The organism is Marinobacter sp. (assembly GCF_048266785.1).
Lineage (GTDB): Bacteria > Pseudomonadota > Gammaproteobacteria > Pseudomonadales > Oleiphilaceae > Marinobacter.
Genome location: NZ_JBLWYX010000001.1, coordinates 108,131 through 134,388, shown reverse-complemented (window position 1 = coordinate 134,388; position 26,258 = coordinate 108,131). Strand labels below are relative to the sequence as shown.

Sequence of the window (26,258 nt, the reverse complement as noted above, 5' to 3'; positions counted from 1 at the left end):
GACAGAGGTTGCATGAACAGTATCTCCAGGCGCATTGCTGACGAACTCGGCGTACGCGAGCAACAGGTTAATGCCACCGTCGCCCTGCTGGACGAAGGTTCCACCGTTCCGTTTATTGCCCGATACCGCAAAGAGGTTACTGGCTCTCTGGATGATAACCAGCTGCGTATGCTTGAAGAGCGCCTGCGTTATCTCCGGGAACTGGAAGATCGTCGCGGCACCATCCTCAAGAGCATTGAAGAGCAGGGTAAACTGACCGACGAATTACGCGCCAGTATCCTGAGTGCGGATGCCAAGAACCGCCTGGAAGACCTTTATCTGCCCTACAAGCCCAAGCGCCGTACCAAGGCCCAGATTGCCCGGGAGGCGGGCCTGGAGCCCCTGGCTGACGCCTTGTATGGTGACCCGGCCCTGGAGCCGGAAGCTACGGCTGAAGGCTATATCAACGCCGATGCCGGTGTTGCCGACACCAAAGCCGCGCTCGAAGGTGCTCGATTCATCCTGATGGAGCGCTTTGCCGAAGATGCGGAACTGTTGGGCGAGTTGCGAGATTTGATCTGGCAGCAGGGGAAGCTAAAAGTTACGGTTATTGAAGGCAAGGAAAACGAAGGCGCCAAGTTCCGGGATTACTTCGATTACAGTGAACCACTGAAGAAAGTGCCTTCGCATCGGGCACTGGCAATACTGCGTGGTCGCAACGAAGGCATTCTTGCTTACACACTGGTTGTGGGCGATATCGATGAGGACCGACGCCAGCCACATCCCGCTGAGCAGCGCATTGCTGCCCGTTGGAACATTCGGGATAACGGCCGTGCCGCTGACAAATGGCTATCGGAGGTGGTGCGTTGGACCTGGAGGGTAAAGCTGTCTACGCAGATTGAGACCGATCTCATGGCTCAGGTGCGCGAAGCCTCGGAAACCGAAGCCATCAACGTGTTTGCGGCTAATCTGAAAGACTTGCTGTTGCTGGCGCCTGCCGGGCCGCGCCCCACTCTGGGGCTGGACCCCGGCCTGCGTACGGGTGTGAAGGTAGCGATAATTGATGGCACGGGCCAGGTTGCCGGGCACGGCGCTATCTTCCCTCACGCGCCCAAGAACCAGTGGGACAACTCCATCGAAAAGCTCGCAGCCTGGTGTCGTGAATATCGCATTGAACTGGTTGCCATCGGTAATGGTACGGCATCCCGTGAGACAGAAAAGCTGGTAGGGGATCTCAGCAAGCGCTACCCCGAACTCAAACTGGCGCGCATTGTGGTGAGCGAGTCCGGTGCTTCGATTTACTCAGCTTCCGAGTTCGCATCGAAAGAGCTGCCCGACCTGGACGTAACCATTCGCGGCGCGGTCTCCATTGCCCGCCGATTGCAGGATCCGCTGGCCGAGCTGGTCAAGATCGAACCGAAATCCATTGGCGTCGGCCAGTACCAGCACGATGTATCTCAGGTTCAGCTCTCCCGCAGCCTGGATGCGGTTGTTGAGGATTGTGTTAACGGTGTCGGTGTCGATCTGAACACGGCCTCTACGCCTTTATTGGCAAGAGTGTCGGGTCTCAATCAGACCATCGCGCAGAATATTATCGAATACCGTAATCAAAACGGCATGTTCCGCAACCGCAAGCAGTTGTTAAAGGTTGCCCGGCTTGGTGAGCGCACTTTTGAGCAGGCGGCCGGCTTCCTGCGCATCGCCAGCGGCGAGAATCCGCTGGACCGGTCATCGGTGCACCCCGAAGCCTACGGAGTGGTTGAAAGCATTGCAGCAAAGAATCATCGTAAGGTTGAAGGGATTATCGGCGATGCGGCGTTTTTGCGTGGTCTGAATCCCCAGGATTACGTGACAGACCAATTCGGTTTGCCGACCATCCGGGATATTCTCTCAGAGCTTGAGAAGCCCGGTCGGGACCCGCGCCCGGAATTCCGTTCCGCAAGCTTTGAAGAAGGCGTGGAAACCCTGGGTGATCTTGAGTCGGGCATGGTGCTGGAAGGATCCGTTACTAACGTCACCAATTTCGGTGCGTTTGTGGACATCGGTGTTCATCAGGATGGGCTGGTGCATATTTCTGCGCTTTCCCATACCTTCGTCAAAGACCCCCGTGAAGTGGTCAAGGCCGGGGATATTGTGAAGGTCAAAGTCATGGAAGTGGATATCCCTCGAAAGCGGATTGCGCTGACCATGCGTATGGATGACCAACCAGGCGACAAAGCGGACTCAAGGCGCTCCACTTCCGGGCGCACAGCGGGTGACCAGAATGCCGGTAACCGCAGCGGGCAGCGGGCGGGCAAGTCTTCACCCCGTGGTCAGAGTAAGGGTGCTGATCAAGGCGCTATGGCAGGGGCACTGGCGCAGGCGTTTGCGTCCGCCAGTAAGGATAAGCGTTAAGCGATTTCAACTATTTCCACCAGCCGGCGCCTGCTCACAAGGCAAAGCCGGTTGCAGCAGGAGTCAATCATGGGCGAATCCCGCCATTCTGTGTTCCGCCAGTTCGCAGCCAGCGACTGGAACGGATTTCTGAAAGGGGTAGAGAAAGAAGGTTTGCGCGTGGACCGCAACGGGTTCATTGCACAGACCCCCCACCCTGAGGCTCTGGGCGCTGCGCTTACGCATCCATCCATAACCACGGATTATTCCGAGGCCCTGCTGGAGCTGATCACACCGGTGTGCAGCAGTACGTCCGAGATGCTGGAGTCCCTGCGCAACACCCATCGCTTCGTGCAAAAAAACCTGGGAGATGAGGTTTTCTGGCCGGCCAGCATGCCCTGCGAGCTGGATGGTGACGCCAGTATTCCCATCGCGGAGTATGGCTCGTCCAACACAGGTCAGCTAAAACATGTATACCGTCAAGGGCTGGCGGTGCGGTATGGGCGCATGATGCAAAGCATAGCCGGTACGCACTACAACCTCTCGTTACCGGACAGCTTCTGGGAAATCTGGCAGAGCGCGCTCGGCGACCAGCAAAGCATGAAAGACTTTAAATCCGAGCAATATTTTTGGCTGATTCGTAATTTCCGCCGCAGAAGCTGGTTGCTGATGCTGTTGTTCGGCGCTTCCCCGGCTCTGGATGCGAGTTTTGTTGACGGTGTGCGTCACGACCTCGGTCGATTTGGCGAGCGTAGCTGGTTTGGTGAACATGCTACGTCGTTGCGCATGGGTGATCTGGGTTATCACAACAACGCCCAGTCTTCGTTGAATATCTGTTTCAACAAGCTCAGCACCTACACCCAGACTCTGGAGAGAGCCATTCATACCAATTGGCCTGCCTATGAAGCCCTGGGTACCCAGCGTGATGGCAAGTTTATCCAGATCAATACCAGCGTGCTGCAGATTGAGAATGAGTACTACAGCGCGGTACGTCCCAAACGCACCGCAAAAAGCGGCGAGAAGCCGATTCACGCGCTTGAATCCCGAGGGGTGGAATATATTGAGGTGCGCTGCCTGGACCTCGACCCCTTCTCCCCGGTAGGCGTCAGTGCGGCTCAGGTCGACTTCCTCGATCTCTTCCTGCTGGATTGTTTGCTGTCAGAGTCGCCGCAAATCGACGATGCGGAATGCAGCATGCTGGATGACAACTACAAAGATGTTGTCACCAAAGGCCGCAATCACGAGCTAACGCTGTGTCGGGCTGGTGAACGCACGCCAATCGGTGATGCGGCCACGGAAATACTGGATCGCCTTGAACCGCTGGCAGAAATACTGGACGGCTGGAACGGTGGTGAGGTTTATCGCAAGGCGCTTTCAGCCCAGCAGGAAGTTCTATCGGGCGATAGCCAAGTGCCGTCTGCCCGGGTTATTGACGCCATGCAGGCTTCCGGGCTCGGTCATCGGGACTGGACGATGGACATGGCACTCAGACACCAGAACACACTGCGACAGGAAGGCATGGATGCCAGTGTAGAAGCCGCATTTACCGCTGCTACCAAGGATTCTCTGGCAGAACAGAAGCGAATTGAGGCCTCGGATACCTTGGCATTCAGTGACTTTCTTGAGCAATATCTGCGTTCTTGAGGGGCGTGCTTCACAGAAGTTGAACAAAAGTTTGTCACTTTCTGACGCTGGCGCTAACTTCAGTAGCTTCAGTTACAGGGAGAAGTGCCATGGCAAGGGATATGAAGCCCGGCTGGGGCGTTGAGGCGCTAAACAAAGCCTATCGCCAAGGCTACCTGGCAGCCTCCGTGGGCATGGATAAGCCCCGCTGCCCTTATCGCGGAGACGTTGTCATAGCGGCCTGGGAGGCCGGTTGGGATGATGCAGGTGAAGTTATCCTCGAAGAGCGAGCCACGGGTAACGGTAATGACCTGTTGTCCTGGATCGCCTGAAGCTTCCTGTTTTTAGCTTATCTTTGTCCTATTTTTGTACGACGAATTCGGTAAACAGTACGCCGGTGATGGCTTCGCCGGTTTGCTGCTCTTCAAGCACCCCGTTTATTCTTGATTTTGCCTCTTCGCGCAGTGTCTGCTGGCCTTCCATTGTGGTCAGCTTGTCGGTATCCGTTTGCTCACCAAACAGCATTACAAATTCGTGGCGCAGCCTTGGCATATGAGCCACAACGGCAGTTCGAGTGGTCTGCCGGGAAGCTCGCAAGGTGACTGCTGCTTTCAGATAGGTCAGTTTGCCGCCGGGGCTGCCGACGTGGGTTACGAATGCCGGCTCCATGGGAATATAATCCGTTATGCCTGATTCTTCGATAGTTTCCTCTTCAGCTTCGGCGGCGTCTTCCGCCCAAGCGGTGGGGAGCACTGAGAACAGCAGGAAGATACTCAATAAAACGAATTTTGGCTGAGGTGTCATAAGCTTGCAGTTAGTCATGGTTTAGGGTTTAGTGACAAAATCAGCAGCGTTTCCGCCGGATAAACCGAGAATAGCAGGCCCGGCGGAGCATTTGTGGAAAACTGGGGAAACTTTGTGAGAGGAAGAGCAATCTTTGCACTTGTTTTTGTCGTCTGCGCCGGATTATTGGGCGTGGCGTTTTACATGGAGCATGTGATGGGGCTGGAGCCTTGCCCTTTGTGCTGGCTTCAGCGCTTTGGTTTCATGGGTGTCGGCATGGTGAGCTTTGTAGCCGCTTTGCATGGTCCCGGGCAGCTTGGTTTACGTGTATATGGGCTGTTGCTGGCGGTAACGGCCGGTGCCGGGCTGGGTGTGGCGGGCCGCCAATTGTGGTTGCAGAGCCTGCCGGCTGACCAGGTGCCCGCCTGCGGCCCCTCTGTGGACTATATGCTTGAGGTTCTGCCCTGGGCGGAGGTGCTGTCTACCGCCCTCAGAGGCACCGGAGACTGTGCTACCGTGGTCTGGCGTTTTCTTGGGCTGAGCATTCCGGGCTGGACAGCGTTGTTTTTTGCTTTGTTAGTGATTCTGGGCCTGGCCATGCTTCTTCATCGGGGAAAACCAAAAGGCTGGATCGCTGGCTGAAACGGTTGCGGCAGGCAGTGGGCTTGGGGTAACTTGATCCTGACTTAACGAATATGAGCTCAGGGCTCAATTGCCGGACTATCTAGCTAGCGGAGAACAGGCGTCATGTTGGAAAATTGCCGAAATGCCAGGGAGCGTTGGGGTGGCGTCAGCGAACTTATTGATCGTTGGCTCAAGGATCGTCAGGAGTTGCTGGTTCATTACTGCGATTTATCCGGAGAAAGTGATTTTTCGCAGACAGAAGCCCTGAAGCAAAAGTTTGTGCGGCTTTGTGAGGTTCTGGTGGACTACGTGTCTACCGGTCACTTCGAAATATACGAGCAGTTGGTCAGGGAGGCTCGGGAGTTTAATGACGGTGGGCTGGAACTGGCGGCGAAGGTTTATCCGCGCATTGAGGAAACCACCGAAGTAGCGCTTAATTTTAATGACAAGCTGGGCGATGGCGAGCTTTCCGAGCAGGACGTGAAAACGCTTTTTGATGAGCTTTCCCGGTTGGGTGAAGCGCTGGAAAGCCGCTTCGAGATGGAGGATTTTCTGATTGAGCACCTCCACAATGTGCATGCCGACAAAGTAGCTCCGGCCTGATTTGACTGGAGCAGTCATAAAAAAGCCTCAGCAGCGGTAACGCAGGCTGAGGCTTTTTTATGACTTCAGGCAGGCTGAAGTGCTTTGAAAGCGCCGCCCGGATTGCTCGCAGGCGGCGCTTTCTTCTTAGTTCGCGTCCGGGTTGATGCTTAGTAGCTCTACATCAAAAACCAGTGTTTCGTTCGGGCCGATGGCGCGGTTGCCGCCTGGGCCGTAGGCCAGATCAGACGGGATATACAGCTTGTAGCGAGCGCCTTCACTCATCAGCTGCAGGCCCTCAGTCCAGCCTGGGATAACCTGGTTCAGGGCAAAGGTTACTGGCTCGCCGCGTTCACGGGAGCTGTCAAATACCTCGCCGGAAAGCAGCTCGCCGGTATAGTGCACCTGCACTGTATCGGTAGCGGCCGGCTGCTCACCGTCGCCCGCTTCCAGTACTTCGAACTGAAGGCCGGATTCGGTTGTTTCAATGCCGTCGCGCTCGGCATTTTCAGCAAGGAAAGCTTGGCCGGCTTCCAGATTTTTCTGCGCCAGTTCTTCCATCTGCTTGCCTTGTTCTTCCTGCAGCGACTGCTGATACTCCATCAGGGCTTGCTGGATTTCTTCACGGCTCATGCGCTTGGTTTCGTCATCGCCGGCATGGCCGTGCTGAATGCCTTGGAGAAACTGATCCATCTGCAGGTTTGGCAGGTCGTTGTTCATCCTCTCACCCAGTACCAGGCCCATGCCGTAGCTGACCTTTTGGTCGGTGGAGTCCAGCTTAGGGTCCACCGGAGTCTCGGGAGGAGTTGAGCAACCGGCAACCATGCCGGTCATCGCCAGTGCAAGCAGGGTTTTTTTCATTACATCGTCCTTTTGGTTCAGTACGGAGCGGGCGATAGCCCACATATGGTGTGTGTCAGAAGGGGAAAGGTAACGGGTTCGGGACGCAGATTCCACTGAACATCTGTTAAGGCGCTACGGATTTCCCACAGAAGCTGTCAGCTACCGTGGTTTCTCGCACTCGGGCCAAGATAGAAGGGCGCATTGTAGGGTGATTGCCAGTCAGTTTCAGGATTGGATGTTATGGCGGTCCCGCGATTATTATCCGCCCTCTCTATGGCCAGCGTGTTCCAGGACCCTTGCTCAGGGGGCTGGTCGGCGTAATGCCAGTTGCCGTCAGTATCCTGCCACTTGAAAACAATATCCGGGCCGTCTGTTGCAACTGGGGAGGGTACCAGGCCTTCAAACGCAGGTATTTCGGGCTGTGCTTCTTCTGCCACGGGCTCAGATGCCTGTTCAGGATCATTCAGGCCGAAGAACATCAACAGCAACAGCAGGCCGAGAGCCGGAAAGGAGAGCCGGACGAGCCATTTGATCATCATGGCTGTGTGTGTCCTTGATGGAAGGTGATGAGCGCGTCACTGAGTGTGCTCAGAAGCGGTCGTGTAATCCTGGTCATGCCGGATACCGGTGCTGCGGCAGCGAGATTGTGTTGAATTAACTTCTCACGTTCCTGCATATTGCTCGATTCCGGGTTGAGCACTGTTAAAGTCCGCCAGGCCAAAGCCACCTCGATGCGCTCGGATTCCAGTTCAAGGCTGGCGAGGTTTGTGCGCAGAGCCTTGTATGAAGCTTGCGCCTTCGGCACCGAGGTGCGAATGGCACGCAAGCTGTCGGTTACACGGTCACGCCACTCTGTTACCGTAGTGTCCTCGGTTCCGGTGAACGCGCTGCCGTTCAGTGCCAGCCATCCGGCACATAAAATTCGTGTTACGCTCCAGCCCTCATTCTGAAGAGCCAGACAGGTTTCCTGCGCCGTCGAGAGCTGCCAGAATGTCAGTGCAAACCGCCAGAGCGGATTGTCCGGTTCGAGATTTGCCGGCAACTCCATGGCTTTTAAAGATAAATTCGGGCTGGTTTCCGAGCTGAGCGGCATAAACGCTGAACCATCCCTGACTATTCTACGTTGATTATATGACATCATGTTAACGATAACCGATCTCAGTTTACAACGGGGTGGCGTCTGGTTGCTAGATTCCGTCGCTCTGACGGTGCAATCCGGCCAGCGCGTTGCGATTGTGGGTGCTAATGGTGCCGGCAAGTCGAGTCTCTTTCAGTTATTGCTGGGCCAGTTGGCGCCAGAGCAGGGCAGTGTGTCACTTCCAGGCGGTTGCCGCATTGCACATATGGCGCAGGAAGTTGAGGCGACAGGGCGAAGCGCCAGAGACTTCGTTCTCGACGGCGATCTTGATTTGCGACGGCTGGAGCGGGAACTTCAACAGGCTGAAGCGCGGGGAGATGACAATTCGGTTGCGCACATACACGGCGAGCTGGACGTGCACGAGGCCTGGTCTGCCGCCCGGCGTGCAGAATCCCTTCTGCGAGGCCTCGGGTTTCAGAATGGCGATGCAGACCGGCCAGTATCAGCCTTTTCAGGTGGCTGGCGTATCCGGCTGAACCTTGCCCAGGCGCTGATGCGGCCTTCCGATCTTTTATTGCTCGATGAGCCCACCAACCACCTGGATCTGGACGCGTGCCTGTGGCTGGAGAACTGGTTGCGCCGCTACGACGGTACCCTGCTGTTTATTTCTCACGATCGGGATTTCATGGACCGGGTGGCTACCCATGTGGTTCATTTTGATCGTCAGAAGCTGGAGTTGTATACGGGTAATTACTCAGCGTTTGAAGGCCAGCGCAGTGAGCGGCTTGCGCAACAACAAGCAGGTTTCGAGCGGCAGCAAGCGAGAATCGCAGAAATCCAGCGTTTTATCGATCGCTTCAAAGCACAAGCCACCAAAGCTCGCCAGGCACAGAGCCGGGTAAAATCATTGGAGCGGATGGAAAAGATTGCCCCCGCGCACATTGATTCGCCGTTCAGCTTCGAATTCCCGATGGCAGACAAAGTCTCTAACCCCCTGCTTTCAATACGGCACGGGCAAGCGGGACATGGCGAAAGCGTTATTCTCAACAACATTAACCTGACGCTGTTGCCTGGTAGCCGTATTGGCTTGCTGGGCCCCAACGGCGCCGGTAAATCCACCTTGATGGATGCGCTGCTGGGGCAGGGTGATCAGGGGACGACAAGCACGCTGCTATCCGGGGAGCGGACATGTGGAGAGCATTTGGCGATAGGCTACTTTGCTCAGCACCAGCTGGAGTCTCTGGATCTTGACGCCAGCCCCTTCCTGCACCTGCAGCGGTTGTCGCCCCGGGCGTCTGAACAGAGCGTTCGGAACTTTCTGGGTGGCTTCGATTTTCATGGCGATGAAGCCTTGAGCCCCATCCGATCCTTTTCAGGTGGCGAAAAGGCTCGCGTTGCATTGGCTGTGATCGCCTGGCAAAAGCCGAACCTGCTTCTTCTGGATGAGCCGACCAACCACCTGGATCTGGAAATGCGCCAGGCACTGACCATGGCGCTACAGAATTTCGAAGGCGCCATTGTTGTGGTGTCTCACGACAGACACCTGTTGCGTAATACCGTTGATGAGTTCTGGTTGGTCAATGACGGTCGCGTTGTGGAATACCAGGGCGATCTGGAGGACTATGAACGCTGGCTGGCAGACCGTCGCAAGGACGATACCGAAGCGCCGAAACGTCAGGCGGCTGGAGCCGGTAATACTGAGAGCAGTATTTCAGCTACGGAATCAGACGCTGGCGCGGGTTTTGGAGAAAGTGCAGAGGATCGAAAAGCGCGGAAGCGCGCGGAAGCGGCACTCCGACAAAAGCTGAGCCCTTATCGAAAGCGGCAGACAGCGCTGGAACAGCAGATGGAATCACTGCACGAAACACTGAGTAGCCTTGAATTGGCGCTTGCCGACCCGGGTATATATGGTGGCGATTCGAAAAGCCGATTAAAGGAGCTGTTGGGCAAGCAGGCTGAGGCCAAAGCCCGACTTGAGGACACCGAAGCGGAATGGCTCGATGTCAGCGAAGCGGTAGAAACGATGGAGGAAGAGCTGGCTAGCTAGCCTTTCAGCCTCCGGCTAGCTCAAGCACAAAGTCTTGCTTGGCCAGATAATCCTGTTCGTTCCTCAAATCTGCAAACGTCAGCGGGCGCTCATCGAACCAACCCTCCGGAAAAGTCAGTAAAAGGCCATTTTCGCTTGGCTGAAGCGTGAAGGCCGGTGGCGGTTCCAGGTTACGGGAGTGCTGGATCAGCACGGCAAGGCGCACCAGTATGCAGAGGTGTCGCAAACGCTTCAGATCGCCGGGATCGACGCCATCAAAGATCGATGCGGTGAATTTGCGCCGGTGGCCCCGTACCAGAATGGCCAGTTCCTGTTGGGCCTGTTGGGTAAAGCCGGCCATGTCGGAATAGCGCAACAGGTAGGCTCCGTGCTTGTGATACTGGCTGTGCGAAATGGTCAGGCCAATTTCGTGCAACTGGCAAGCCCAGCGCAAAACCTCTTCATCGTGAACCGTATCGAGGCCCCAGGCGGCGGCAATCTGTTCCCACGCTGCAGTCGCAGTTGCCTCAACCGCACCGCCCTGACTCTGATCTGCGTGGTACCGCTCCTGAAGCGCCGAGATACTGCGTTCACGCACATCCTCGTGTTGAATCCGCCCGGCAATGCCATACAGAAGGCCTTCCCTGAGTGCGCCATCGGCGAAGGTCATATCCTGTATGTTCAGGGACTGAAAGGCTCCCATAAGGATGGCGAAACCGGCCGGGAAAATATTCTGTCGATCCGGTCGTATGCCCAGCTCGCCCAACTTCTCGACACTGCCCATATCCACTAGCCGTCGGCGCAACTCTTCCATGGCACTCCAGGAAATGGTGCCATCGGTTATCTTTAGCGTCGCCAGCACAATGCTTATGGCCTTGATTGAACCAGACGCGCCCACGGCACTTTGCCAGCCTACCGACCGAAAACGCTTGCGGATACTCAGGAGCTCCTGCTCCGCGTGAGTAATCGCATTGTCCATCTGTTTGCGGGTAATCCGGCCATCAGAAAAATACCGGTTTCGGAAAGAGACGCAGCCCATGTGCAGGCTCTCGAGCTCCTGAGGCTCAAAGCGTTGGCCGATAATCAACTCCGTACTACCGCCACCGATATCGATTACCAGACGGCGCCCTGCGTCATCAGACAAAGTGTGCGAAACGCCCAGGTAGATTAGACGCGCCTCCTCGCGCCCGGCAATGACCTCCACCGGGTAGCCCAGAACTTCCTCCGCTCTGGCTATGAACTGGCTGGCATTACGCGCGACCCTCAGGGCGTTGGTGCCCACAATCTGGACACCCTCCGGCGGCGTGCCGTTAAGGCGCTGGGCAAAACGGCGCAAGCAGTCAAGCCCGCGCTCCTGGGCCTCCTCGGTCAGGTAGTTGTCGGAATCAAGACCATCGCCGAGCTGCACCTTTTCGCCCATTTTTTCCATGGTGCGAATTTCGCCGTGCACCAGCCGCGCCACAACCATATGAAAACTGTTTGAGCCCATATCAATGGCTGCCAGCATATCCGGTGGAGCAGCGGCATTTTCGGCAGAAGAGGTGTCCGTCACGGTGATCGGAATCCTGTGGTAAGAGCGTGCGCGTACTATAAGCGATAACCGCAGGACCTGTCAGTAGATGCCCGGGTTTGACTGCTGCGAAAAGAGCGCCGAATTGATCGGGCTCAGAAGATCGTCGATACAAGCTGGTGGATCTACTGCTTCACACAGGCGGGATCAATCGCGTAAAGTAGTAACCAAAGCACTAATCAGGAAAATGAAATGAGCGGAAATATCGTAAATGTAACGGATGCATCCTTCGAACAGGACGTACTTCAGTCTGACGTGCCCGTGCTGGTAGATTACTGGGCGGAGTGGTGTGGTCCCTGCAAAATGATTGCGCCCGTACTTGAGGAAATTGCCGACGAATACGATGGCAAGCTGAAAGTCTGCAAACTCAACATCGACGAAAACGAGCAGACACCGCCCAAATTCAACATTCGTGGTATCCCGACCCTGATGCTGTTCAAGAACGGCAACGTCGACGCCACCAAAGTGGGCGCATTGTCCAAATCCCAGCTCGCGGCATTCCTGGACAGCAATCTCTGATTGCATCCTGCCTGCCTGAAAACCGCCCTTGGGCCAAGCTCTTGGGCGGTTTTTTTTGCGCGGCGAAGCCGGCAGTGACGCCTCGCCCTGCTCGATATCCGGGTGTATCCGCCAACTTGAATCCTGGCTGCGCTAGGCAATCTCTCGTCCACGCAACCAGGCAGCCCGTACAGTCTCCGAAGCCACCCCGGCCAGAAGACCGAAAAACGGGTCGGCCCAAACGGTTACCACTGCTGTTATCGTGATAACAGGCCAGCAGGACGGTTTCGCCGTCCACGGGCGCCTGGACAAGGCAAGCTCGGCTGCCGCCACGAACAACAAAGCCCCGAGACCCGCCAGCGGAATCGCCGCAATCATTGAAAGACCGCCTGGCGTGAAAGCAATCAGGAGCAAACCTGTTCCGAGCAGAACAGGCGCCATGCCGGTCCGGGCGCCAAAGCGGTGATGTGCGGCCACGCCACCCGCGCCATGGCACATGGGCAAAGCGCCGAGGGGGACCAAAAATAGATTGGCCAGGCCGGTGGACACCGATAACCGGGCGGGCGTGACACGATGCGATTGCTCGCCGAAGTAATCCCCAACCACCAATGCCGTCAGAACGATGGCGTTGGTTAACGTCAGAGCCAATTGGGGTAAGACCAGCGTGGAGACCCCTTGCTGGCAATCTTCAATACCCGGTAACTCAGGCAATGAAAATGCAACCGAATCGGCCGCGGGAAGCATGAGTCCCTGGGCCCCCAGAAAATTACCCAGTGCAACAGAGCCAATAAGCCCTATCAACGCTGTCGGCCAATGCGGAAACAGCTTCAGGGTAACACCCAGTAACGCCAACGTGACAACGCCCAAGGGCAAGGACGTGGCCATCAGGCCAATGCTCATATGGGCCAGCATCAGCCCCAGGCCCAACTGAAGGCCGCTTAACACTGAACGAGGTATCAGACGGGCTGCCCCGTTAATCCATCCGGTCAGGCCCAGAATCAACAATATGCTCCCTATCAGAACACCACTGGCGACCAGGCTCTGGGAACTCACCTGGGTGGTCAGCAACAACGCAGCAACCGCTTTCATGGGCTGCACCGGTACCGGCAGGCGGTAATACAGCCCCGTTGCGATGTAGAATACGGCAAACCCCAGCAGCACCGGTACCGGGGCCAGACCCGCCAGCCCAACAGTCCCGAGGCCCAGCGGAATCAGGGTGCCAAGATCACCCAACGCTCCGCTGGCATCCCTCACCAGGTTTTTTTGCACGGAAGGCATGATTAATCCGCCTGTTTGTTGTTATTGTCGCCGTTCAAGCGTTATAGACGACTTTCCCCAGCTCACTGATGTCGTAACCACCGAGCGCTTCGGCGCGCTGTATAAAGCGCTCGCTACCGGCGAACGCCAGCAAACGTTGCATCGCCGATTCAAAATAGTGACGCCGACGCATCGCCAGGTCGAAGTGCTCCTGTTGCAGGGGAATAAAAGCCAATCCCTGGCGCCGCGCCGCAGCTTCGATCCCCACACCGATATCCGCCTCGCCCTGGCTAATAGCCAAAGCCAGATCGTCCTCACTGAGTGATGGGTGAGGAGCCCATGTAAGTTGCCGGGCATCAATGCGGTAGCGAGCCAGCAAGCTTTGCAGCAAGTGGCTGACGCCAGCGTCCGGCTGGCGATGCGCGACACGTATACCGGGGCGTGCGATATCCCCAAGCCGCCCAACCCCATGTGGATTATCGGCTGCCAGTAGAAGCCCCTGTTGGCGTTTTGCCCAACGAATCAGCACCAGGTCGCGCATCCCGCTCAAGCCCAACGTATTGGGGTCGTTATAACTCTGACTTTCAGCATGCCAGATATGCATGCCTGCGAGCATTGCCCGCCCGTCGACCAGCCTTTGTACGCCATCTCCACTTCCCTGGCACAACGAAGCCAGCTCAGCGCTGCTCTCCTTTAAAGCCCATTCCAACAGCGGATCCTGGCTGCCGGCCAGAACCGGGGGAATGGGGGAGCTGACGGCATCGTCACCCTCCAGATGATTCATCAGCCACAAATCAATACGTTGGCGTGGAAACAAGAGCTTCCCCGTCACCCGAATACAGGGAATAACGCCCTGACTGACGAGATCGTAGACCTTGCGTTCTTTCAGGCGCAGGTACTCGGCAGCTTCAGCCGTGGTGAGGTAGGCGGGAAGGGGCATCAATCTCTCCTGCAGGGCAAATAAAGCACAAGACTGTTTTGAACTGCATATTTTTCAACAGATTGTGCAAAGCGTAGCCATAAACGCCACGATGCTCAATACCAAGGAGACGCAGCTGTGGAAAATAATGCGTTTTACGTGGCGCTGTCGCTACTGTTAAATCTCGACGCTTCGCTCTTTCAGATCGTGGCACTCTCACTTCAGGTTTCGCTTCTCGCGGTACTGATTGCGGCGTTGCTGGGTTTCCCTTTGGGTGCGGCGGTGGCGATATGGCGCTTCCCCGGGCGCGGCGGAATGATTGTCGTGCTCAACGCCCTGATGGGTCTGCCTCCGGTGGTGGCCGGGCTTATGGTGTATTTGCTGCTCTCGCGCGCGGGCCCGCTTGGAGAGTGGGGCCTGCTGTTTACACCGGGTGCCATGATACTTGCGCAGGTGGTGCTGGTATTGCCTATTCTGGCCGCACTTTCGCGGCAGAAGGTAGAGGAGCTTCTGGGTGAATACCGGGAACAGTTTGTTTCACTGGGCATGTCAAGCTCACGCATGATGCCCACTCTGTTGTGGGATGCACGTTTTGCGCTGTTAACCGTTCTGCTTGCCGGCTTTGGCCGCGCAAGTGCCGAGGTGGGTGCTGTGATGATGGTAGGCGGCAATATTGAGGGCGTTACGCGCGTAATGACCACCTCCATCGTACTGGAAACCGGCAAGGGTAACCTGCCTCTTGCACTGGGTCTGGGCATTGTACTACTCACGCTGGTGATGCTGATTAATGCCGGCGCGTATCTGGTGGGTGAATTGACCAGGAGGCGGGTAGGGTGACCTCCTTCCACGTTCCACGTCTCGCGTCGTTTATCCTGTCTCCGCCACCGGAGCTGTGCTTTGATGATGTCACCTTCCACCACGAGGACAAGGTGCTGCTGGGGCCTTGCTCATTCACGCTGAAGGGCACCGGTCCCACTCTTGTGATGGGCCCTAACGGAGCAGGCAAGAGCCTTCTTCTGAGACTGTCCCACAGCCTGCTTCTCCCGACACAGGGACAGATAACATGGTCAGGTGGGCTTTGCCCCCGCCAGGCAATGGTATTCCAGCAACCTGTGCTCTTGCGCCGCTCGGCCGTTGCTAACCTCATTCACGCCTTGGCGGTCAATAACGTGCCGCGCAGAAAACGCGTAAAGCTGGCTCACGATGCACTTGAGCGTTTCGGCCTCACCGCCTGCTGTAATACACCGGCGCGGGTACTTTCTGGTGGTGAACAACAGCGCCTGGCACTGGCGCGGGCCTGGGTGCTTTCGCCGCAGATACTGTTTCTGGATGAACCCACCTCCGCGCTCGACCCGGCGGCAATTAAAGCTGTGGAGGCGGCGGTGCGAGAGTTTCATCAGCGGGGAACCCGCATCGTGATGACCACTCATGATCTGCATCAGGCAAAGCGACTCGCAGGGGATATACTTTTCCTGTCGGGCGGAAGGGTGCGTGAACACACTCCAGCCGAAACCTTCTTTGACAAGCCCGTCTCGCCAGAGGCGCAGGCGTTTATCGCAGGAGAGCTGGTCGAGTAGTTCGGCTTTTCTATTAGAAGGAAAAATCAAGATGAAGAAGACGCTAAATCTGTTACTCGCGGGTGTAACCAGCATGGGCATGGCGTTCGGCGCTTGGGCCGAGAACTACATCACCCTGGCATCAACCACATCGACCGAGAATTCGGGGTTATTCGCATCCATTTTACCGAAGTTCGAAGACACCACTGGCATCCAGGTTCGAGTGGTGGCCGTGGGTACCGGCCAGGCATTTGAAATCGCCCGCCGCGGCGACGCCGACAGCCTTCTCGTGCACGACACCGCGGGCGAAAAGCGTTTTGTCGAGAACGGCTTCGCCACCGAGCGGGCCGATGTCATGTACAACGACTTCGTGTTGATTGGTCCCGCCGATGATCCTGCCAATATCAGTGAAACGCAGAGCGTCACTGAAGCCTTCGCGGCGATCGCCGATGCCGAGGCGCCGTTCGCGTCACGCGGCGATGACAGTGGCACCAATCGCGCCGAATTGCGCCTTTGGAAAAATGCTGGCGTTGCCCCAGATGGCGACTGGTACCGGGAACTCGGCAGCGGCATGGGACCAACGCTCAACACCGCCGCTGCAATGGATGCCTATGTGATGTCGGATCGCGCCACCTGGGTGGCCTTTGGAAACCGTCAGAACCTGACCCTGCTTTTCGAAGGTGACAAAGTGTTGTTCAACCAGTATGGCAGCTTGCTGCTGTCCGAAGAGAAGCATCCGCACCTCAAGCATGATCTGGCCCAGCAGTGGCACAACTGGCTGCTCTCCGAAGATGGCCAGCAGGCGATTGCCGGCTTCAAGGTAGACGGACAGCAACTGTTTTTCCCGAATGCCAAATAGGCTAATCTCTGGCATTATCCGTACATATTCCACTCTGCGGCGTCCATGAAACGGCTATAACAAAAATGACGATTGATCCCATACTTCCCGATCCTACAGACCCCCGCCTGTCCCGCGTAGTTGAGGGCGTTGATGAAAACGGTCAAGGCAAATCAATCAGCGTGATCGAAGAGCGCCCTCTGACCATCTACCTGAACAGCCAGGAAATTGTCACGGCCATGACCATCGGCGATCACCCGGAGTATCTGGCACTCGGCTTCTTGCTGAACCAGGGCATGCTGAAAGAGAGCGATCAGGTCACCGGGATCGATTTCGACGAAGAGCTTGAAGTCGCCGTGGTGCGCACGGCGGGCGTTACCGATGTCGAGGACAAGCTGGAAAAGAAAACCCGCACGTCGGGCTGCGCCGTGGGCACGGTCTTTGGCGACATGATGGCGGGACTCGAAGGGCTGTCGCTGCCGGACACCCTGGTACACACCAGCACCTTTTACGATCTCTCCTATCAGATCAACCACACGCCCAGCCTGTATATGGAAGCCGGGGCGATTCATGGCACGGCCCTGTGCCAGGGCCGACAGATCCTGGCCTATATGGAAGATGTCGGGCGTCACAACGCAGTCGACAAAATCGCAGGCTGGATGCACCTCAATGACATTCCGGCGGCCGACAAAGTCCTCTATACCACTGGGCGCCTGACCTCCGAAATGGTCATCAAAACCTCGCTGATGGGGATTCCGACGCTAATCAGCCGGTCAGGCTTTACCGCCTGGGGTGTCGATATTGCCCGCCAGGTCGGGTTGACACTGATCGGACGGATGCGAGGCAAAAAATTCACCTGCCTGAGCGGCCAGCATCGCCTGGTGTTCGATCAGGACTTGTCGCAGGTGCCGGATGAAGACAAGAAAGTGCGGCGAAAAGGGGCGGAACATGACTGATTGCGCCGTTATTCTGGCCGGTGGTCAGGCAAACCGAATGGGCGGAGGCGACAAGGGACGGTTAGTGCTGGGAGACCAGTCGTTGATCGTGAGAGTTATTGAGCGGATCACACCGCAGGTAGACTCGTTGGTTTTAAGTGCTAACGGGGATCTGAGTCGTTTTGATGATCTGGGACTGCCCGTGGTCGCCGACTCGATCGGTGATTTTCCGGGCCCACTGGCTGGTATTCTGGCGGGAATGGACTGGGCTGCCGAACAGGGCCACGAATGGCTGATCAGCGTCGCCGCCGATACCCCGTTTTTCCCCCGGGATCTGGCGGAGCGGCTGGCCAAGCACGATACCCCGGTGGTTTTGGCGGCCACGCCGGATCCCGAGCGCGGTCGCCTGCCCCAACCCACCTTTGGCAGATGGCAGGTCGCATTGCGGCACGACCTTCGGGCTGCCCTGAACGACGGTGTACGCAAGATCCGCCAGTGGACGCAGTCCCAGGGCGAAACACTGGTGGTGTTCGACGAAGGCGACTTTTTCAACATCAATACGCCAGACGATCTGGCTTGGGCGGAGCAGCATCTCAAGTGAACGTTATAGGCATCGTGGGCTGGAAGAATTCGGGAAAAACGACTCTGGCCAGTGCAGTGATTCGCGAGTTATCCAGTAGAGGGTTTACGGTCAACTCAATCAAGCATGCCCATCACATGGTAGATGTGGACCAGCCCGGAACCGACAGTTACAAACACCGTGATGCCGGCGCTCGTGAGGTGATACTGGCGGGCGGTCAGCGTTTCGCCATAATGCATGAGCTCCGGGGAGCCAAAGAGCCGACGCTGGATGCACTGCTGGCCCGGCTGGGCCCCTGTGACTGGGTAGTGGTGGAGGGTTTCAAGACACACTCGCACCCCAAAATCGAGGTACACCGACGGGAAGGTTCGCGTTCGCCTCTCTTTAGAGAAGATTCCAGCATTGTGGCTGTGGCCGCGGACTACGCTGCGGAGTTCTCGGGCCCCGTTCTCGACGTAAACGATATACCCGCCATTGCAGACTTCATTCTGAACCGTGAAAAATCATCGTCGGTGCTCTCGAATACCAAACTATCGGAAACGAAAAAGCTATGAGTAAGCTCCGTAACGACTGTTTTGCACTGCCCCCCGGAGTTAACTGGACACCGGTCGAAGAAGCGCTGGAGCGGTTGCGCTCACGCTTACACCCTGTAGTCGATGTGCAGCGCTCAGTTCCGCTCGCCCAGGTCAATGGCCGCATCCTGGCAAGCGACGTCTATGCGCCGCGAGCCCATCCCCCAAGTAATAATTCCGCGGTCGATGGCTATGCCTTTGCCGGACCTATAACGGACGTGCCCAGCATACTGCCTCTGGTGGATGGCCGCAGTGCCGCCGGGGAACCCCATATGGGGCGGGTGCCCGAAGGCCATGCCATCCGGATTCTGACTGGCGCGGTCATTCCGGTCGGCACGGACACGGTAGTCCTGGAGGAAGACTGCGAAGTCATTGATGGCCATCTGCACCTGAACGGCACGTTAAAAGCCGGCGCCAATGCCCGCAAAGCCGGAGAGGACATCAAGGCGCAGGACAGGATCCTCACAGCGGGAACCCGGCTGAGCCCGACCCAGATTTCAGTGCTCGCCAGTGTGGGGGTCGAGTCAGTTGATGTGTATCAGCGGTTGCGGGTCGGGGTTCTTTCTACCGGTGATGAGGTAAAGCCGGTTGGTGCACCGGTTACCGATTGGCAGATCTACGACGCCAACCGCCCGATGCTCGGCGCCCTGGTCGCGCAGCTTGGCTATGAGTTGATTGATCTTGGTCATGTGCTTGACCGCGCCGAGGAGGTGAAAGCGGCGTTGGTGCGAGGAGCGGAACAGTGCGATCTGATCCTGACCAGCGGCGGTGTGTCTGCCGGTGACGAAGACCATGTTTCCGAAACGCTGAAAGAACATGGGGAGATCAGTAACTGGCGTATCGCGATCAAACCCGGGAGACCTCTCGCTCTCGCTATGTTCCATGGAAAGCCGGTGGTGGGCTTGCCGGGAAACCCGGTGGCCGCCTGGGTTTGTGCATTGCGGTTTGGCGCTCCGGCGATGGCGTTGTTGGCAGGGGGTGAATGGTTTGAACCTCAGGGTTATGTCATGCCGGCCAATTTTTCGAAGAGCAAAAAATCTGGACGCAGCGAGATGCTGCGGGCCCGGATTCGGGAAGGACAGGTTGAGGTATTCGGCTCTGAAGGCTCGGGTCGGGTGACCGGCCTGGCCTGGTCCGATGGCCTGGTCGAGCTGGATGAGAGCGCCTTGCAAATCGAGCCGGGAACCCCGGTGCGGTTTATTCCCTACGGCAGCTTCGGGTTGTAATCAGTCAACGCTGCCATGGACCGCAAATGCCTCGAGTGAGGCATCCTGCGGCGCTCGGGAGCGGTAGATTTCCTCAACACCCAGCTTGGTCAGCGTGCGGCTGACCATCAGTAGCGTGTTGTCCTCGAAGTCCTCACACATGCTGCGCATCTGGTCGATCTCTTCACAGGCAACCGGATAGGCTGCTTCGAGATCCGGCGCGCCATAATGGTCGACAAACGTTTGAGCGAGGATTGTGCGCAACTGCTCCAACTCCGCGTTGGTGATATTGCATACGCCAACGAAACTGGCACGACCGCCGGACTCAATGCTATACCAGCCATTACTGAACGCCTGGCGGGCTTTCCCCTTCAGGTCCACTTCGGTCCAGCTGGAAAACTCGAAGCCGCCGGGGATCGCCCACTCGCCACTGGGCGCAGGCTTTTCAAATACATTTTCGTCCGATATATCCAGTTGCAGGGTTCGGGCCAGCTTCATACGTGCTCCGCGAATTCAATCAAACTCACTGTCTCGGTCATGACATCCTGACGCAACAGCATCCGGCCTTTTTCATCCAGGCCAACAAAGACGCCCGGCCGGGGCCGTTCGATCATCTTGCCCAGAGTATCGCAGCGTGGCCGCCATTCCTTGTGCACCCGCTCAAAGCCACTGTCCATGAAATAGGTCAGCCATAAAAGTGTGTGCTTGGACCAGCTCTCCAGCAAGGCCATGGGCGTAATATCAACGCAGCCTTCCTCGTACAGACAGGTTTCATTCGGATTTTCTCCGGGCTCGTTGGCTTCCTGGCTGAAAGGCACGCTGATGCCGATGACCAGCCAATTTGGATGAGCCTTGGGATCCGAAACATCCGCTGCGAATCGAACGCTACCGCAGAGAGCACCATTGACCTTGATTCGATCAGGCCATTGAAAGTGCACAGGTACTTCGGGTGGAGCCAAGGCGCCCAGACTCTCGGCAAGGCCTATCTGGGCAACGTAGACCGCTTGAACGGCATCTTCCAGAGGCGTTTCCGGCGCCAGCACCAGAGCTGCACGTAAGGTGTCGCCCGCTTCGGAGTAGAACACCGTGCCTGAATCAACACCCGCGATGGCCCGGCTGACAGCTTTGTTAAAAGGGTCGGTATGCCTCGGCACCACTTCTCCGGTCAGTAACGGCGGGAACTGGGGTGACTCGATCATTGGATAGCCCGGGCGTATAAGTCGGAGGCAACGATTTCATCGGCGATGCGTTGGAAAGCCTGCGCCTGAGGGCTGTTCGGCTTCGATACCACAATTGGTACACCACCGTCCGACCCGATTCGGATATCGAGATCCAGCGGAATCTCCCCGAGGAAAGGCGCACCAAGTTTTTCGGCCTCCGCCCGCGCGCCACCATGTCCGAATGGGTGGTGCTCTTTACCGCAACCGTCGCAGATGAAAGAGGCCATGTTTTCGATCAAACCAAATAGCGGCACGTCCATCCGCTTGAACATATCAATGCCTTTGCGGGCGTCCATCAACGCTATGTCCTGGGGCGTTGAGACCACAACCGCTCCGGCAACGAAGAACTTCTGGCTCAGGGTCATCTGAACATCGCCGGTACCCGGCGGCAGATCCACCAGCAGCACATCGAGCCGCCCCCACTCCACCTGATTCATCATCTGTTGCAGAGCGCCCATCAACATGGGTCCGCGCCAGACAATGGCCTCATCTTCCGGCGCCATCAGCCCCAGGGACATTAACGTAACCCCGTGGTTTCTCAGAGGCAGGATGGTACTTCCATCCGGGCTGGAAGGACGACCAGAAACACCCAGCATGCGGGGCTGGCTGGGACCGTAGACGTCGGCGTCCAGCAGACCAACCTTGAGACCTTTTGAAGCCAGCGCAACGGCCACATTGGAAGACACCGTGGATTTGCCAACGCCACCCTTGCCCGACGCAATGGCGATGATCCGATCAACGCCTCTGGGGTTTTTGTCCTGCGGCCGGGGGGCATCCGTTCCGATCAGATTCGGCTTTTTTCCAACTTCGGTGTACTCGACCATGGTGTGTCCTGTTGTTTTTAGCTGCCCAGATAGTCATCACTGGTACGGACCCGAGGCCGATCACCGCCCGCCATGGGTGCACTGTCCCCATGGAATTGGGCCTTGACCCGACAGTCGTCACACATCTTGATGAGCTGAACATTGTCAGAATTCTTGTACATCCAGTGCTGGTTTTCCAGCTTCTCGATGATTCGGTTAATGGTGCTGGCTACGCCAAACGGAGTGCCACATTTAATACACTCGAAAGGCTCCTCTCCGTGCAAGACCCGGGCACTTAACGCAGCCTTGGACACATCCAGCCGGGGCTGCAGGGTGATGGCCGTCTCCGGGCAAGTGCTGTCGCAGATGCCGCACTGAACACAGGCATTTTCCGTAAACTGAACCTCCGGCCGGTCCCCGTGATCGCCAAGCGCACCGGTCGGGCACAGTGATACGCAGGCCAGGCAGAGCGTACATTTATCGGAATCAATTTCTATCGCACCATAAGGTGCACCCACGGGGAGCGGAATCGGCTCTTCGATTTTGTCCGACATGGCGGCAACTGCCACCCGCGTGATGTCACGGCGACCGCCGACCAGCAGGATAGGATCACTCACTCGCCCGGCATTGGCACCCGCATCGCAGAGCTCGATGGCGGAAATGATCCGCACCCGGCTCGGCGAGTTATGGGTGCCCTGGAGCAGGGCCTGGGCCAGTTCAACTTCTGCAGTCACCGTTCGCCTGTCTAACTCATTGTCCGCCAGGATAAGAACCTCGGCATAGCCTGCGCCGAATGCCGCCATTATTTCAGCATGGCCAATCCGGTCTATATGCTCCAGCCCAATCGGAATCAGATCGTCCGCCAGCCCGTCATCGTATCGCGCCAGGTTGGCAATGGCTTCTGCTCCGGCACCCAGGGTGTGAAACGCCAGACGCGGAGATTCGCTGGTATGTTCCCGATAGACCTTGGCCATCACCTCCACGACCTTGGTTATCGCTTCGAACGACGTTTCGTTCATGGTAATCGCGGAAGTGGGGCAGACGGCGGCACAGGACCCGCAGCCGGCGCAAATATCCGAATCGATCTGGATGTGGTCCCCTGCAGAAAAAATGGCCTCTGTGCAACAGACATCCAGGCAACGTGTGCAGCCGGGTTTGCTGGCCCGCGAGTGCGCGCACAGGGATTCTTCCAACCTGAAATACACGGTTTTCTCGAATTCACCAACCCGTTCCCGGGCAGTCAGGGCAATACGCTCCAGCTCGCCAGTCTTCTTCGGGTCAGCCCAGAAATAGCCGTTGCGCTTCTCATGACTCGGAAATGCCGGGGCACCACCCCGCAGGTCGATAAACACATCGCATTCGCTGCGGGCGGTGGGCTTTGCTTCGCCATAACCCAAGTCACCTCGTCCGGCCGGATTCAGGGTTTGCATGCGGGCAAATTCCAGTTTGAAGTTGCCAAGTGCGCCGTAGGCGCTCGTCAGTTGACCCTTTGCAACATCGTAAGCAGCGGAGGGCAGTTGAATTGGGCCGGCATCATTAACAATACAGGTGACGCCCAGCTCGTCCTGAACCAGCTCGGCCATTCTGATGGCCTGCTCGGTGGGGCCGACAACACAGCAGACGCCGCTGGATTGAATGGTTTTCGCCGGTGCCATGGGGGCCGGCAGCTGCGCAGCAGCAATCAGAGCGGCCTGCTTGGCATGCTGGCGCTCTGGCTTGGCATGGGGAGCGCTCCAGCCAGCCCTGTCCCGGATATCAATAGTATGGAAAGGTGCGGTGTGCTTACTGTCGGCGTATACGTCCTCGGACAGGCGTTCGAACAAAGCTGACTGCTGGCTGCATGCAATGAGCACTTCATTGTCTGCGCCCAGATGTTCAGCGGCGACGTTCAATTCTGTGCCACACAGTTGATCCACCGCGATCACCTGCGCAGCTGCGGCGGCTTTCTGCAGCGCCTTCGGATTGAAAGACTGTGTTTTGTCACAACTACACAAAAGTAGGGTCTTGTATGCCGTCATCAGGAGTTTGACTCTTTCGTTGTTTTTATCCGTGTGTGCACAAAGTTTACTGATCGAGCATGCCACAGCCATTTACTTTTGGACAGTTGGATAATCGTTGGAGCCCTGCTATTTTGGGGCTGTAAGAAAAAAAATGAGAATTGCCATGAGTAGTCGGACAGATCATTGGAGACGCGAATTACAGGTAGGCGCCGTTGTTCGCCGGTCACCTGGGGTGACTCGTTGGGCGCGGGATATCTGGAAACCGGTGGCTGTGATACCGGGGGCACCGGAAGCGTTCTGGAAAGAAATGGTTCGCGACGGAGAGGTGGTCGATTATCACGCGGGCACGGTCACGATGGAACTGTTCCGCGCTGATGTCGAGGGTTACCTGGTGTCCCTGAATATGGCGGCTCCTTCTGTCTGGATCGTAATGGACAGGGATGTCACGAGCCAGTCGCCATCCGGGTGGGTTGTCAGCACCGTTACCGCCAGCGCCCATGAGGCATTGGACGCTCTCGATAGCGGCGAAAGTATTGTCGAGGCAGTTCCCATTCCAGAGTCCCTTGCGGCCTGGATCATGGAGTTTATCGACATGCACTATATAGAAGAGCCCTTCAAGAAACGTCGTCGAGACGAGATCCGTGTTGATGGCACCGAGGACGCTAGAGGCGATCCGCGTATCCGTCAGGAGAGTGATGTTTATCGCGCTCCCGCCAACAGCAAAAAACCGAGACTTCAGTGATGGCCGAGTCACGTCTACAGCGTTGGTCGCGTCAAAAAGCCGAAGCTGCCAGGAAACAGGAGCCCCCGACGCCTCCGGTCGTTGAAGCCGAGCCATCACCCGAAGCGCAGGAACTCGCTGTCAATGAGACCCTGCCGGAGCATGAGGTACTTGTGAAGTACGGGTTGCCCGATCCGGATGCTATCGAACTGGGCACTGACATCACCGGATTCATGCGAAAAGAGATTCCCGAGCTCTTGCGCCGCAAGGCTCTCCGGGCGTTATGGAAATCCAACCCTGTGCTTGCGGTGTTGGATGGCCTTAATGATTACGACGAAGATTTCACTGACGCCGGCCCCACGATTAAAGGCGCAAAGACCCTTTACAAGGTTGGACAGGGTTTTATTGATAGAGCCAAAAAGGTCGATGGGCAGATTGAGGGCCAGATCGAAGAGTCTGCCAGCATAGTGGAGCATGTTAGACCTCCAGCGGTCGCCGAAGCCCCCGGAACAGACGTTTCCCTTGAAACGGGTCGTGCCTCGGATCAATCGGAACTTTCTGTGACACGCCAGGTAACACGCCATGTGGAAAACGAACCGAATCAATCGGATGAGGATCAAACGCCACGCTTCCGCCCCCGGATGCGTTTTGACTATTAACGGAATGCGTTTCAGCCATTGGCGAACGATAGCAAAGTTTCTCCACTATTCCTGTGTGTGTACTAGAATAGTAGGTCAGACTGCAAATAATAATTAAAGGAACACGATTTGAACAACACAGCGGAAATTCAGTGCCCGCGTTCGGTCACCGAAGAAGATCGCGCCCGGGCCCAGATCTATCAGCTTTTGGGCATCCTGCTTTCCGGTCCACCCTCGAGCGAACTGTTGAAAGGGTTGGGGTCTTTGCAGGGTGACGACACGCCTCTGGGCGCGGCCTCCAAAAACCTGGCAGTGCTTGCGGAACGCACCAATCCCTATGACGCCGAGCGTGAGTACAATAACCTTTTTGTCGGGCTCGGTCGTGGCGAATTGCTTCCTTACACCAGTTATTACCTGACCGGTTTTTTGAACGAGAAGCCGCTTGCAGCGCTGCGTACCGATCTTATGGCCAGGGGCATCAAAGCCCGTAGCGATGTCAAAGAACCGGAAGATCACATTGGTACCCTTTGCGAGATCATGGCCGGCATCATTACCGGCGAATTTCCCTGCGACAGTGACCTGCCGTCGCAAAAAGCCTTTTTTGACGCACACCTGGCAAAGTGGGCGGCATTGTTTTTTACCGATTTGGAAGAAGCGCAAAGTGCCATCTTCTACGGTCCGGTGGGCTCGCTGGGGCGGGCTTTCATGGCTGTAGAAGCAGATGCCTTTGCAATTCAGTAACCGGGATCTGAATGATTCCTTAACCCGTGGGGAGGTGTCCTATGGACAACCCGAAGCGTGAAAACAGCCGTCGCCGTTTCTTGCAAATGGCAGCAGCTGCAGCTCCGGCTGCCGTTGCAATGGCGGTTGCACCGAACGCCGCAGCCGAGGTCGTCAAACAAAACGTACCGAAAAGCCGCGGCCTGCGTGACACTGAACACACACGTAAGTATTTCGAATCGGCTCGCTTTTGAGGAAGCGTGAATCATTCAAGGTTGCGTGATGCTCTTGGATGACCACACCTCCAGAAAAAAC

At 56.9% G+C, this 26,258-nt stretch carries 29 protein-coding genes; 18 read left to right on the top strand and 11 right to left on the bottom strand.

What is annotated here, in order from left to right:
• Positions 1–12: 12 nt before the first annotated feature.
• From ACN0V1_RS00655 to rmf, 3 genes are all read left to right on the top strand, one after another.
• The gene (locus ACN0V1_RS00655) at positions 13–2,373 is read left to right on the top strand and encodes a Tex family protein (RefSeq protein WP_417543134.1); all 2,361 of its coding nucleotides are present in this window, start codon (positions 13–15) and stop codon (positions 2,371–2,373) included.
• Between the two features lie 69 nt (positions 2,374–2,442).
• Entirely contained in the window at positions 2,443–3,996 is a 1,554-nt protein-coding gene (gene gshA / locus ACN0V1_RS00650) for a glutamate--cysteine ligase (RefSeq protein WP_417543133.1), read from the top strand.
• Between the two features lie 89 nt (positions 3,997–4,085).
• Positions 4,086–4,307, top strand: coding sequence for a ribosome modulation factor (gene rmf, locus ACN0V1_RS00645; protein WP_417543132.1), 222 nt, complete (start codon positions 4,086–4,088; stop codon positions 4,305–4,307).
• Positions 4,308–4,335: 28 nt separating this feature from the next.
• Here rmf and ACN0V1_RS00640 read toward each other — a convergent pair whose 3' ends face one another.
• A complete protein-coding gene (locus ACN0V1_RS00640) occupies positions 4,336–4,779 on the bottom strand; it encodes a flagellar basal body-associated FliL family protein (RefSeq protein WP_417543131.1) in 444 nt (147 codons plus the stop codon).
• A 114-nt stretch (positions 4,780–4,893) separates the two neighbouring features.
• On the opposite strand from ACN0V1_RS00640, the gene ACN0V1_RS00635 reads away from it, so the two are divergent.
• A complete protein-coding gene (locus ACN0V1_RS00635; protein WP_417543130.1) occupies positions 4,894–5,400 on the top strand; it encodes a disulfide bond formation protein B in 507 nt (168 codons plus the stop codon).
• A gap of 105 nt (positions 5,401–5,505) precedes the next feature.
• Positions 5,506–5,985: a sigma D regulator gene (gene rsd, locus ACN0V1_RS00630; RefSeq protein WP_417543129.1), complete on the top strand. Its 480-nt coding sequence runs from the start codon at positions 5,506–5,508 to the stop codon at positions 5,983–5,985.
• A 126-nt stretch (positions 5,986–6,111) separates the two neighbouring features.
• Here rsd and ACN0V1_RS00625 read toward each other — a convergent pair whose 3' ends face one another.
• From ACN0V1_RS00625 to ACN0V1_RS00615, 3 genes are all read right to left on the bottom strand, one after another.
• Positions 6,112–6,825, bottom strand: coding sequence for an FKBP-type peptidyl-prolyl cis-trans isomerase (locus ACN0V1_RS00625; protein ID WP_417543128.1), 714 nt, complete (start codon positions 6,823–6,825; stop codon positions 6,112–6,114).
• Between the two features lie 137 nt (positions 6,826–6,962).
• The gene (locus tag ACN0V1_RS00620; protein ID WP_417543127.1) at positions 6,963–7,346 is read right to left on the bottom strand and encodes a DUF4124 domain-containing protein; all 384 of its coding nucleotides are present in this window, start codon (positions 7,344–7,346) and stop codon (positions 6,963–6,965) included.
• On the bottom strand, positions 7,343–7,900 hold the full coding sequence (locus ACN0V1_RS00615; RefSeq protein WP_417543126.1) for a TIGR02444 family protein: 558 nt from the start codon (positions 7,898–7,900) through the stop codon (positions 7,343–7,345). The genes ACN0V1_RS00620 and ACN0V1_RS00615 overlap by 4 nt, the downstream gene beginning before the upstream one ends.
• A 46-nt stretch (positions 7,901–7,946) precedes the next feature.
• Here ACN0V1_RS00615 and ACN0V1_RS00610 point away from each other — a divergent pair, with 46 nt between their 5' ends.
• Positions 7,947–9,932, top strand: coding sequence for an ATP-binding cassette domain-containing protein (locus ACN0V1_RS00610; RefSeq protein ID WP_417543125.1), 1,986 nt, complete (start codon positions 7,947–7,949; stop codon positions 9,930–9,932).
• A 4-nt stretch (positions 9,933–9,936) separates the two neighbouring features.
• Here ACN0V1_RS00610 and ppx read toward each other — a convergent pair whose 3' ends face one another.
• The gene (ppx, locus tag ACN0V1_RS00605; RefSeq protein ID WP_417543625.1) at positions 9,937–11,418 is read right to left on the bottom strand and encodes an exopolyphosphatase; all 1,482 of its coding nucleotides are present in this window, start codon (positions 11,416–11,418) and stop codon (positions 9,937–9,939) included.
• A gap of 255 nt (positions 11,419–11,673) precedes the next feature.
• Between ppx and trxA the strand changes: the two genes are divergently transcribed.
• Positions 11,674–12,000: a thioredoxin TrxA gene (gene trxA / locus ACN0V1_RS00600; protein ID WP_008169901.1), complete on the top strand. Its 327-nt coding sequence runs from the start codon at positions 11,674–11,676 to the stop codon at positions 11,998–12,000.
• Positions 12,001–12,132: 132 nt separating this feature from the next.
• Here trxA and ACN0V1_RS00595 read toward each other — a convergent pair whose 3' ends face one another.
• Positions 12,133–13,257 carry a putative sulfate/molybdate transporter gene (locus ACN0V1_RS00595; protein WP_417543124.1) on the bottom strand — a complete coding sequence of 375 codons (1,125 nt, stop codon included), beginning with the start codon at positions 13,255–13,257 and terminating at the stop codon, positions 12,133–12,135.
• Between the two features lie 34 nt (positions 13,258–13,291).
• Positions 13,292–14,176 (bottom strand): substrate-binding domain-containing protein, encoded by an 885-nt coding sequence (locus ACN0V1_RS00590; protein WP_417543123.1) that lies wholly within the window; start codon positions 14,174–14,176, stop codon positions 13,292–13,294.
• A gap of 117 nt (positions 14,177–14,293) precedes the next feature.
• Here ACN0V1_RS00590 and ACN0V1_RS00585 point away from each other — a divergent pair, with 117 nt between their 5' ends.
• From ACN0V1_RS00585 to ACN0V1_RS00555, 7 genes are all read left to right on the top strand, one after another.
• On the top strand, positions 14,294–14,992 hold the full coding sequence (locus ACN0V1_RS00585; protein WP_292275358.1) for an ABC transporter permease: 699 nt from the start codon (positions 14,294–14,296) through the stop codon (positions 14,990–14,992).
• Positions 14,989–15,732 (top strand): ATP-binding cassette domain-containing protein, encoded by a 744-nt coding sequence (locus ACN0V1_RS00580; RefSeq protein WP_417543122.1) that lies wholly within the window; start codon positions 14,989–14,991, stop codon positions 15,730–15,732. Before ACN0V1_RS00585 ends, ACN0V1_RS00580 begins: the two co-directional genes overlap by 4 nt.
• A 31-nt stretch (positions 15,733–15,763) precedes the next feature.
• Positions 15,764–16,570: a substrate-binding domain-containing protein gene (locus tag ACN0V1_RS00575; RefSeq protein ID WP_417543121.1), complete on the top strand. Its 807-nt coding sequence runs from the start codon at positions 15,764–15,766 to the stop codon at positions 16,568–16,570.
• 65 nt (positions 16,571–16,635) lie between these two features.
• Positions 16,636–17,505 (top strand): formate dehydrogenase accessory sulfurtransferase FdhD, encoded by an 870-nt coding sequence (locus ACN0V1_RS00570; protein WP_417543120.1) that lies wholly within the window; start codon positions 16,636–16,638, stop codon positions 17,503–17,505.
• Complete coding sequence (gene mobA / locus ACN0V1_RS00565) at positions 17,498–18,085, top strand: molybdenum cofactor guanylyltransferase MobA (protein ID WP_417543119.1); 588 nt, start codon at positions 17,498–17,500, stop codon at positions 18,083–18,085. Before ACN0V1_RS00570 ends, mobA begins: the two co-directional genes overlap by 8 nt.
• A complete protein-coding gene (mobB, locus tag ACN0V1_RS00560; RefSeq protein ID WP_417543118.1) occupies positions 18,082–18,618 on the top strand; it encodes a molybdopterin-guanine dinucleotide biosynthesis protein B in 537 nt (178 codons plus the stop codon). Before mobA ends, mobB begins: the two co-directional genes overlap by 4 nt.
• Positions 18,615–19,862 carry a molybdopterin-binding protein gene (locus tag ACN0V1_RS00555; protein WP_417543117.1) on the top strand — a complete coding sequence of 416 codons (1,248 nt, stop codon included), beginning with the start codon at positions 18,615–18,617 and terminating at the stop codon, positions 19,860–19,862. Before mobB ends, ACN0V1_RS00555 begins: the two co-directional genes overlap by 4 nt.
• Here the strand turns inward: ACN0V1_RS00555 and ACN0V1_RS00550 are convergent, their stop codons facing one another.
• The 4 genes from ACN0V1_RS00550 to ACN0V1_RS00535 are packed head-to-tail and all read right to left on the bottom strand — an operon-like array spanning position 19,863 to position 23,882.
• Complete coding sequence (locus tag ACN0V1_RS00550; protein WP_417543116.1) at positions 19,863–20,339, bottom strand: DUF6505 family protein; 477 nt, start codon at positions 20,337–20,339, stop codon at positions 19,863–19,865. It lies immediately after the preceding gene.
• Positions 20,336–21,040, bottom strand: coding sequence for a biotin/lipoate--protein ligase family protein (locus ACN0V1_RS00545; protein WP_417543115.1), 705 nt, complete (start codon positions 21,038–21,040; stop codon positions 20,336–20,338). Before ACN0V1_RS00545 ends, ACN0V1_RS00550 begins: the two co-directional genes overlap by 4 nt.
• Complete coding sequence (locus ACN0V1_RS00540) at positions 21,037–21,885, bottom strand: Mrp/NBP35 family ATP-binding protein (protein WP_339782775.1); 849 nt, start codon at positions 21,883–21,885, stop codon at positions 21,037–21,039. Before ACN0V1_RS00540 ends, ACN0V1_RS00545 begins: the two co-directional genes overlap by 4 nt.
• 17 nt (positions 21,886–21,902) lie before the next feature.
• Positions 21,903–23,882 (bottom strand): 4Fe-4S binding protein, encoded by a 1,980-nt coding sequence (locus ACN0V1_RS00535; protein ID WP_417543114.1) that lies wholly within the window; start codon positions 23,880–23,882, stop codon positions 21,903–21,905.
• 145 nt (positions 23,883–24,027) lie between these two features.
• Here ACN0V1_RS00535 and ACN0V1_RS00530 point away from each other — a divergent pair, with 145 nt between their 5' ends.
• From ACN0V1_RS00530 to ACN0V1_RS00515, 4 genes are all read left to right on the top strand, one after another.
• Positions 24,028–24,606, top strand: a complete 579-nt coding sequence (locus tag ACN0V1_RS00530) for a DUF3305 domain-containing protein (RefSeq protein ID WP_417543113.1) — start codon at positions 24,028–24,030, stop codon at positions 24,604–24,606.
• Complete coding sequence (locus tag ACN0V1_RS00525) at positions 24,606–25,244, top strand: DUF3306 domain-containing protein (protein WP_417543112.1); 639 nt, start codon at positions 24,606–24,608, stop codon at positions 25,242–25,244. Before ACN0V1_RS00530 ends, ACN0V1_RS00525 begins: the two co-directional genes overlap by 1 nt.
• A 108-nt stretch (positions 25,245–25,352) precedes the next feature.
• Complete coding sequence (locus ACN0V1_RS00520) at positions 25,353–25,964, top strand: TorD/DmsD family molecular chaperone (RefSeq protein ID WP_417543111.1); 612 nt, start codon at positions 25,353–25,355, stop codon at positions 25,962–25,964.
• Between the two features lie 41 nt (positions 25,965–26,005).
• Positions 26,006–26,197 carry a twin-arginine translocation signal domain-containing protein gene (locus ACN0V1_RS00515; protein ID WP_339782765.1) on the top strand — a complete coding sequence of 64 codons (192 nt, stop codon included), beginning with the start codon at positions 26,006–26,008 and terminating at the stop codon, positions 26,195–26,197.
• Positions 26,198–26,258 lie beyond the last annotated feature (61 nt).

Bases quoted from the DNA above. Each gene is read 5' to 3' on its own strand.
- ACN0V1_RS00655 (WP_417543134.1), top strand. From the start codon at position 13: ATGAACAGTATCTCCAGGCGCATTGCTGACGAACTCGGCGTACGCGAG.
- gshA (WP_417543133.1), top strand. From the start codon at position 2,443: ATGGGCGAATCCCGCCATTCTGTGTTCCGCCAGTTCGCAGCCAGCGAC.
- rmf (WP_417543132.1), top strand. From the start codon at position 4,086: ATGGCAAGGGATATGAAGCCCGGCTGGGGCGTTGAGGCGCTAAACAAA.
- ACN0V1_RS00640 (WP_417543131.1), bottom strand. From the start codon at position 4,779: ATGACACCTCAGCCAAAATTCGTTTTATTGAGTATCTTCCTGCTGTTC.
- rsd (WP_417543129.1), top strand. From the start codon at position 5,506: ATGTTGGAAAATTGCCGAAATGCCAGGGAGCGTTGGGGTGGCGTCAGC.
- ACN0V1_RS00625 (WP_417543128.1), bottom strand. From the start codon at position 6,825: ATGAAAAAAACCCTGCTTGCACTGGCGATGACCGGCATGGTTGCCGGT.
- ACN0V1_RS00620 (WP_417543127.1), bottom strand. From the start codon at position 7,346: ATGATGATCAAATGGCTCGTCCGGCTCTCCTTTCCGGCTCTCGGCCTG.
- ACN0V1_RS00615 (WP_417543126.1), bottom strand. From the start codon at position 7,900: ATGCCGCTCAGCTCGGAAACCAGCCCGAATTTATCTTTAAAAGCCATG.
- ACN0V1_RS00610 (WP_417543125.1), top strand. From the start codon at position 7,947: ATGTTAACGATAACCGATCTCAGTTTACAACGGGGTGGCGTCTGGTTG.
- ppx (WP_417543625.1), bottom strand. From the start codon at position 11,418: ATGCTGGCAGCCATTGATATGGGCTCAAACAGTTTTCATATGGTTGTG.
- trxA (WP_008169901.1), top strand. From the start codon at position 11,674: ATGAGCGGAAATATCGTAAATGTAACGGATGCATCCTTCGAACAGGAC.
- ACN0V1_RS00595 (WP_417543124.1), bottom strand. From the start codon at position 13,257: ATGCCTTCCGTGCAAAAAAACCTGGTGAGGGATGCCAGCGGAGCGTTG.
- ACN0V1_RS00590 (WP_417543123.1), bottom strand. From the start codon at position 14,176: ATGCCCCTTCCCGCCTACCTCACCACGGCTGAAGCTGCCGAGTACCTG.
- ACN0V1_RS00575 (WP_417543121.1), top strand. From the start codon at position 15,764: ATGAAGAAGACGCTAAATCTGTTACTCGCGGGTGTAACCAGCATGGGC.
- ACN0V1_RS00570 (WP_417543120.1), top strand. From the start codon at position 16,636: ATGACGATTGATCCCATACTTCCCGATCCTACAGACCCCCGCCTGTCC.
- mobA (WP_417543119.1), top strand. From the start codon at position 17,498: ATGACTGATTGCGCCGTTATTCTGGCCGGTGGTCAGGCAAACCGAATG.
- ACN0V1_RS00555 (WP_417543117.1), top strand. From the start codon at position 18,615: ATGAGTAAGCTCCGTAACGACTGTTTTGCACTGCCCCCCGGAGTTAAC.
- ACN0V1_RS00550 (WP_417543116.1), bottom strand. From the start codon at position 20,339: ATGAAGCTGGCCCGAACCCTGCAACTGGATATATCGGACGAAAATGTA.
- ACN0V1_RS00545 (WP_417543115.1), bottom strand. From the start codon at position 21,040: ATGATCGAGTCACCCCAGTTCCCGCCGTTACTGACCGGAGAAGTGGTG.
- ACN0V1_RS00540 (WP_339782775.1), bottom strand. From the start codon at position 21,885: ATGGTCGAGTACACCGAAGTTGGAAAAAAGCCGAATCTGATCGGAACG.
- ACN0V1_RS00535 (WP_417543114.1), bottom strand. From the start codon at position 23,882: ATGACGGCATACAAGACCCTACTTTTGTGTAGTTGTGACAAAACACAG.
- ACN0V1_RS00530 (WP_417543113.1), top strand. From the start codon at position 24,028: ATGAGTAGTCGGACAGATCATTGGAGACGCGAATTACAGGTAGGCGCC.
- ACN0V1_RS00525 (WP_417543112.1), top strand. From the start codon at position 24,606: ATGGCCGAGTCACGTCTACAGCGTTGGTCGCGTCAAAAAGCCGAAGCT.
- ACN0V1_RS00515 (WP_339782765.1), top strand. From the start codon at position 26,006: ATGGACAACCCGAAGCGTGAAAACAGCCGTCGCCGTTTCTTGCAAATG.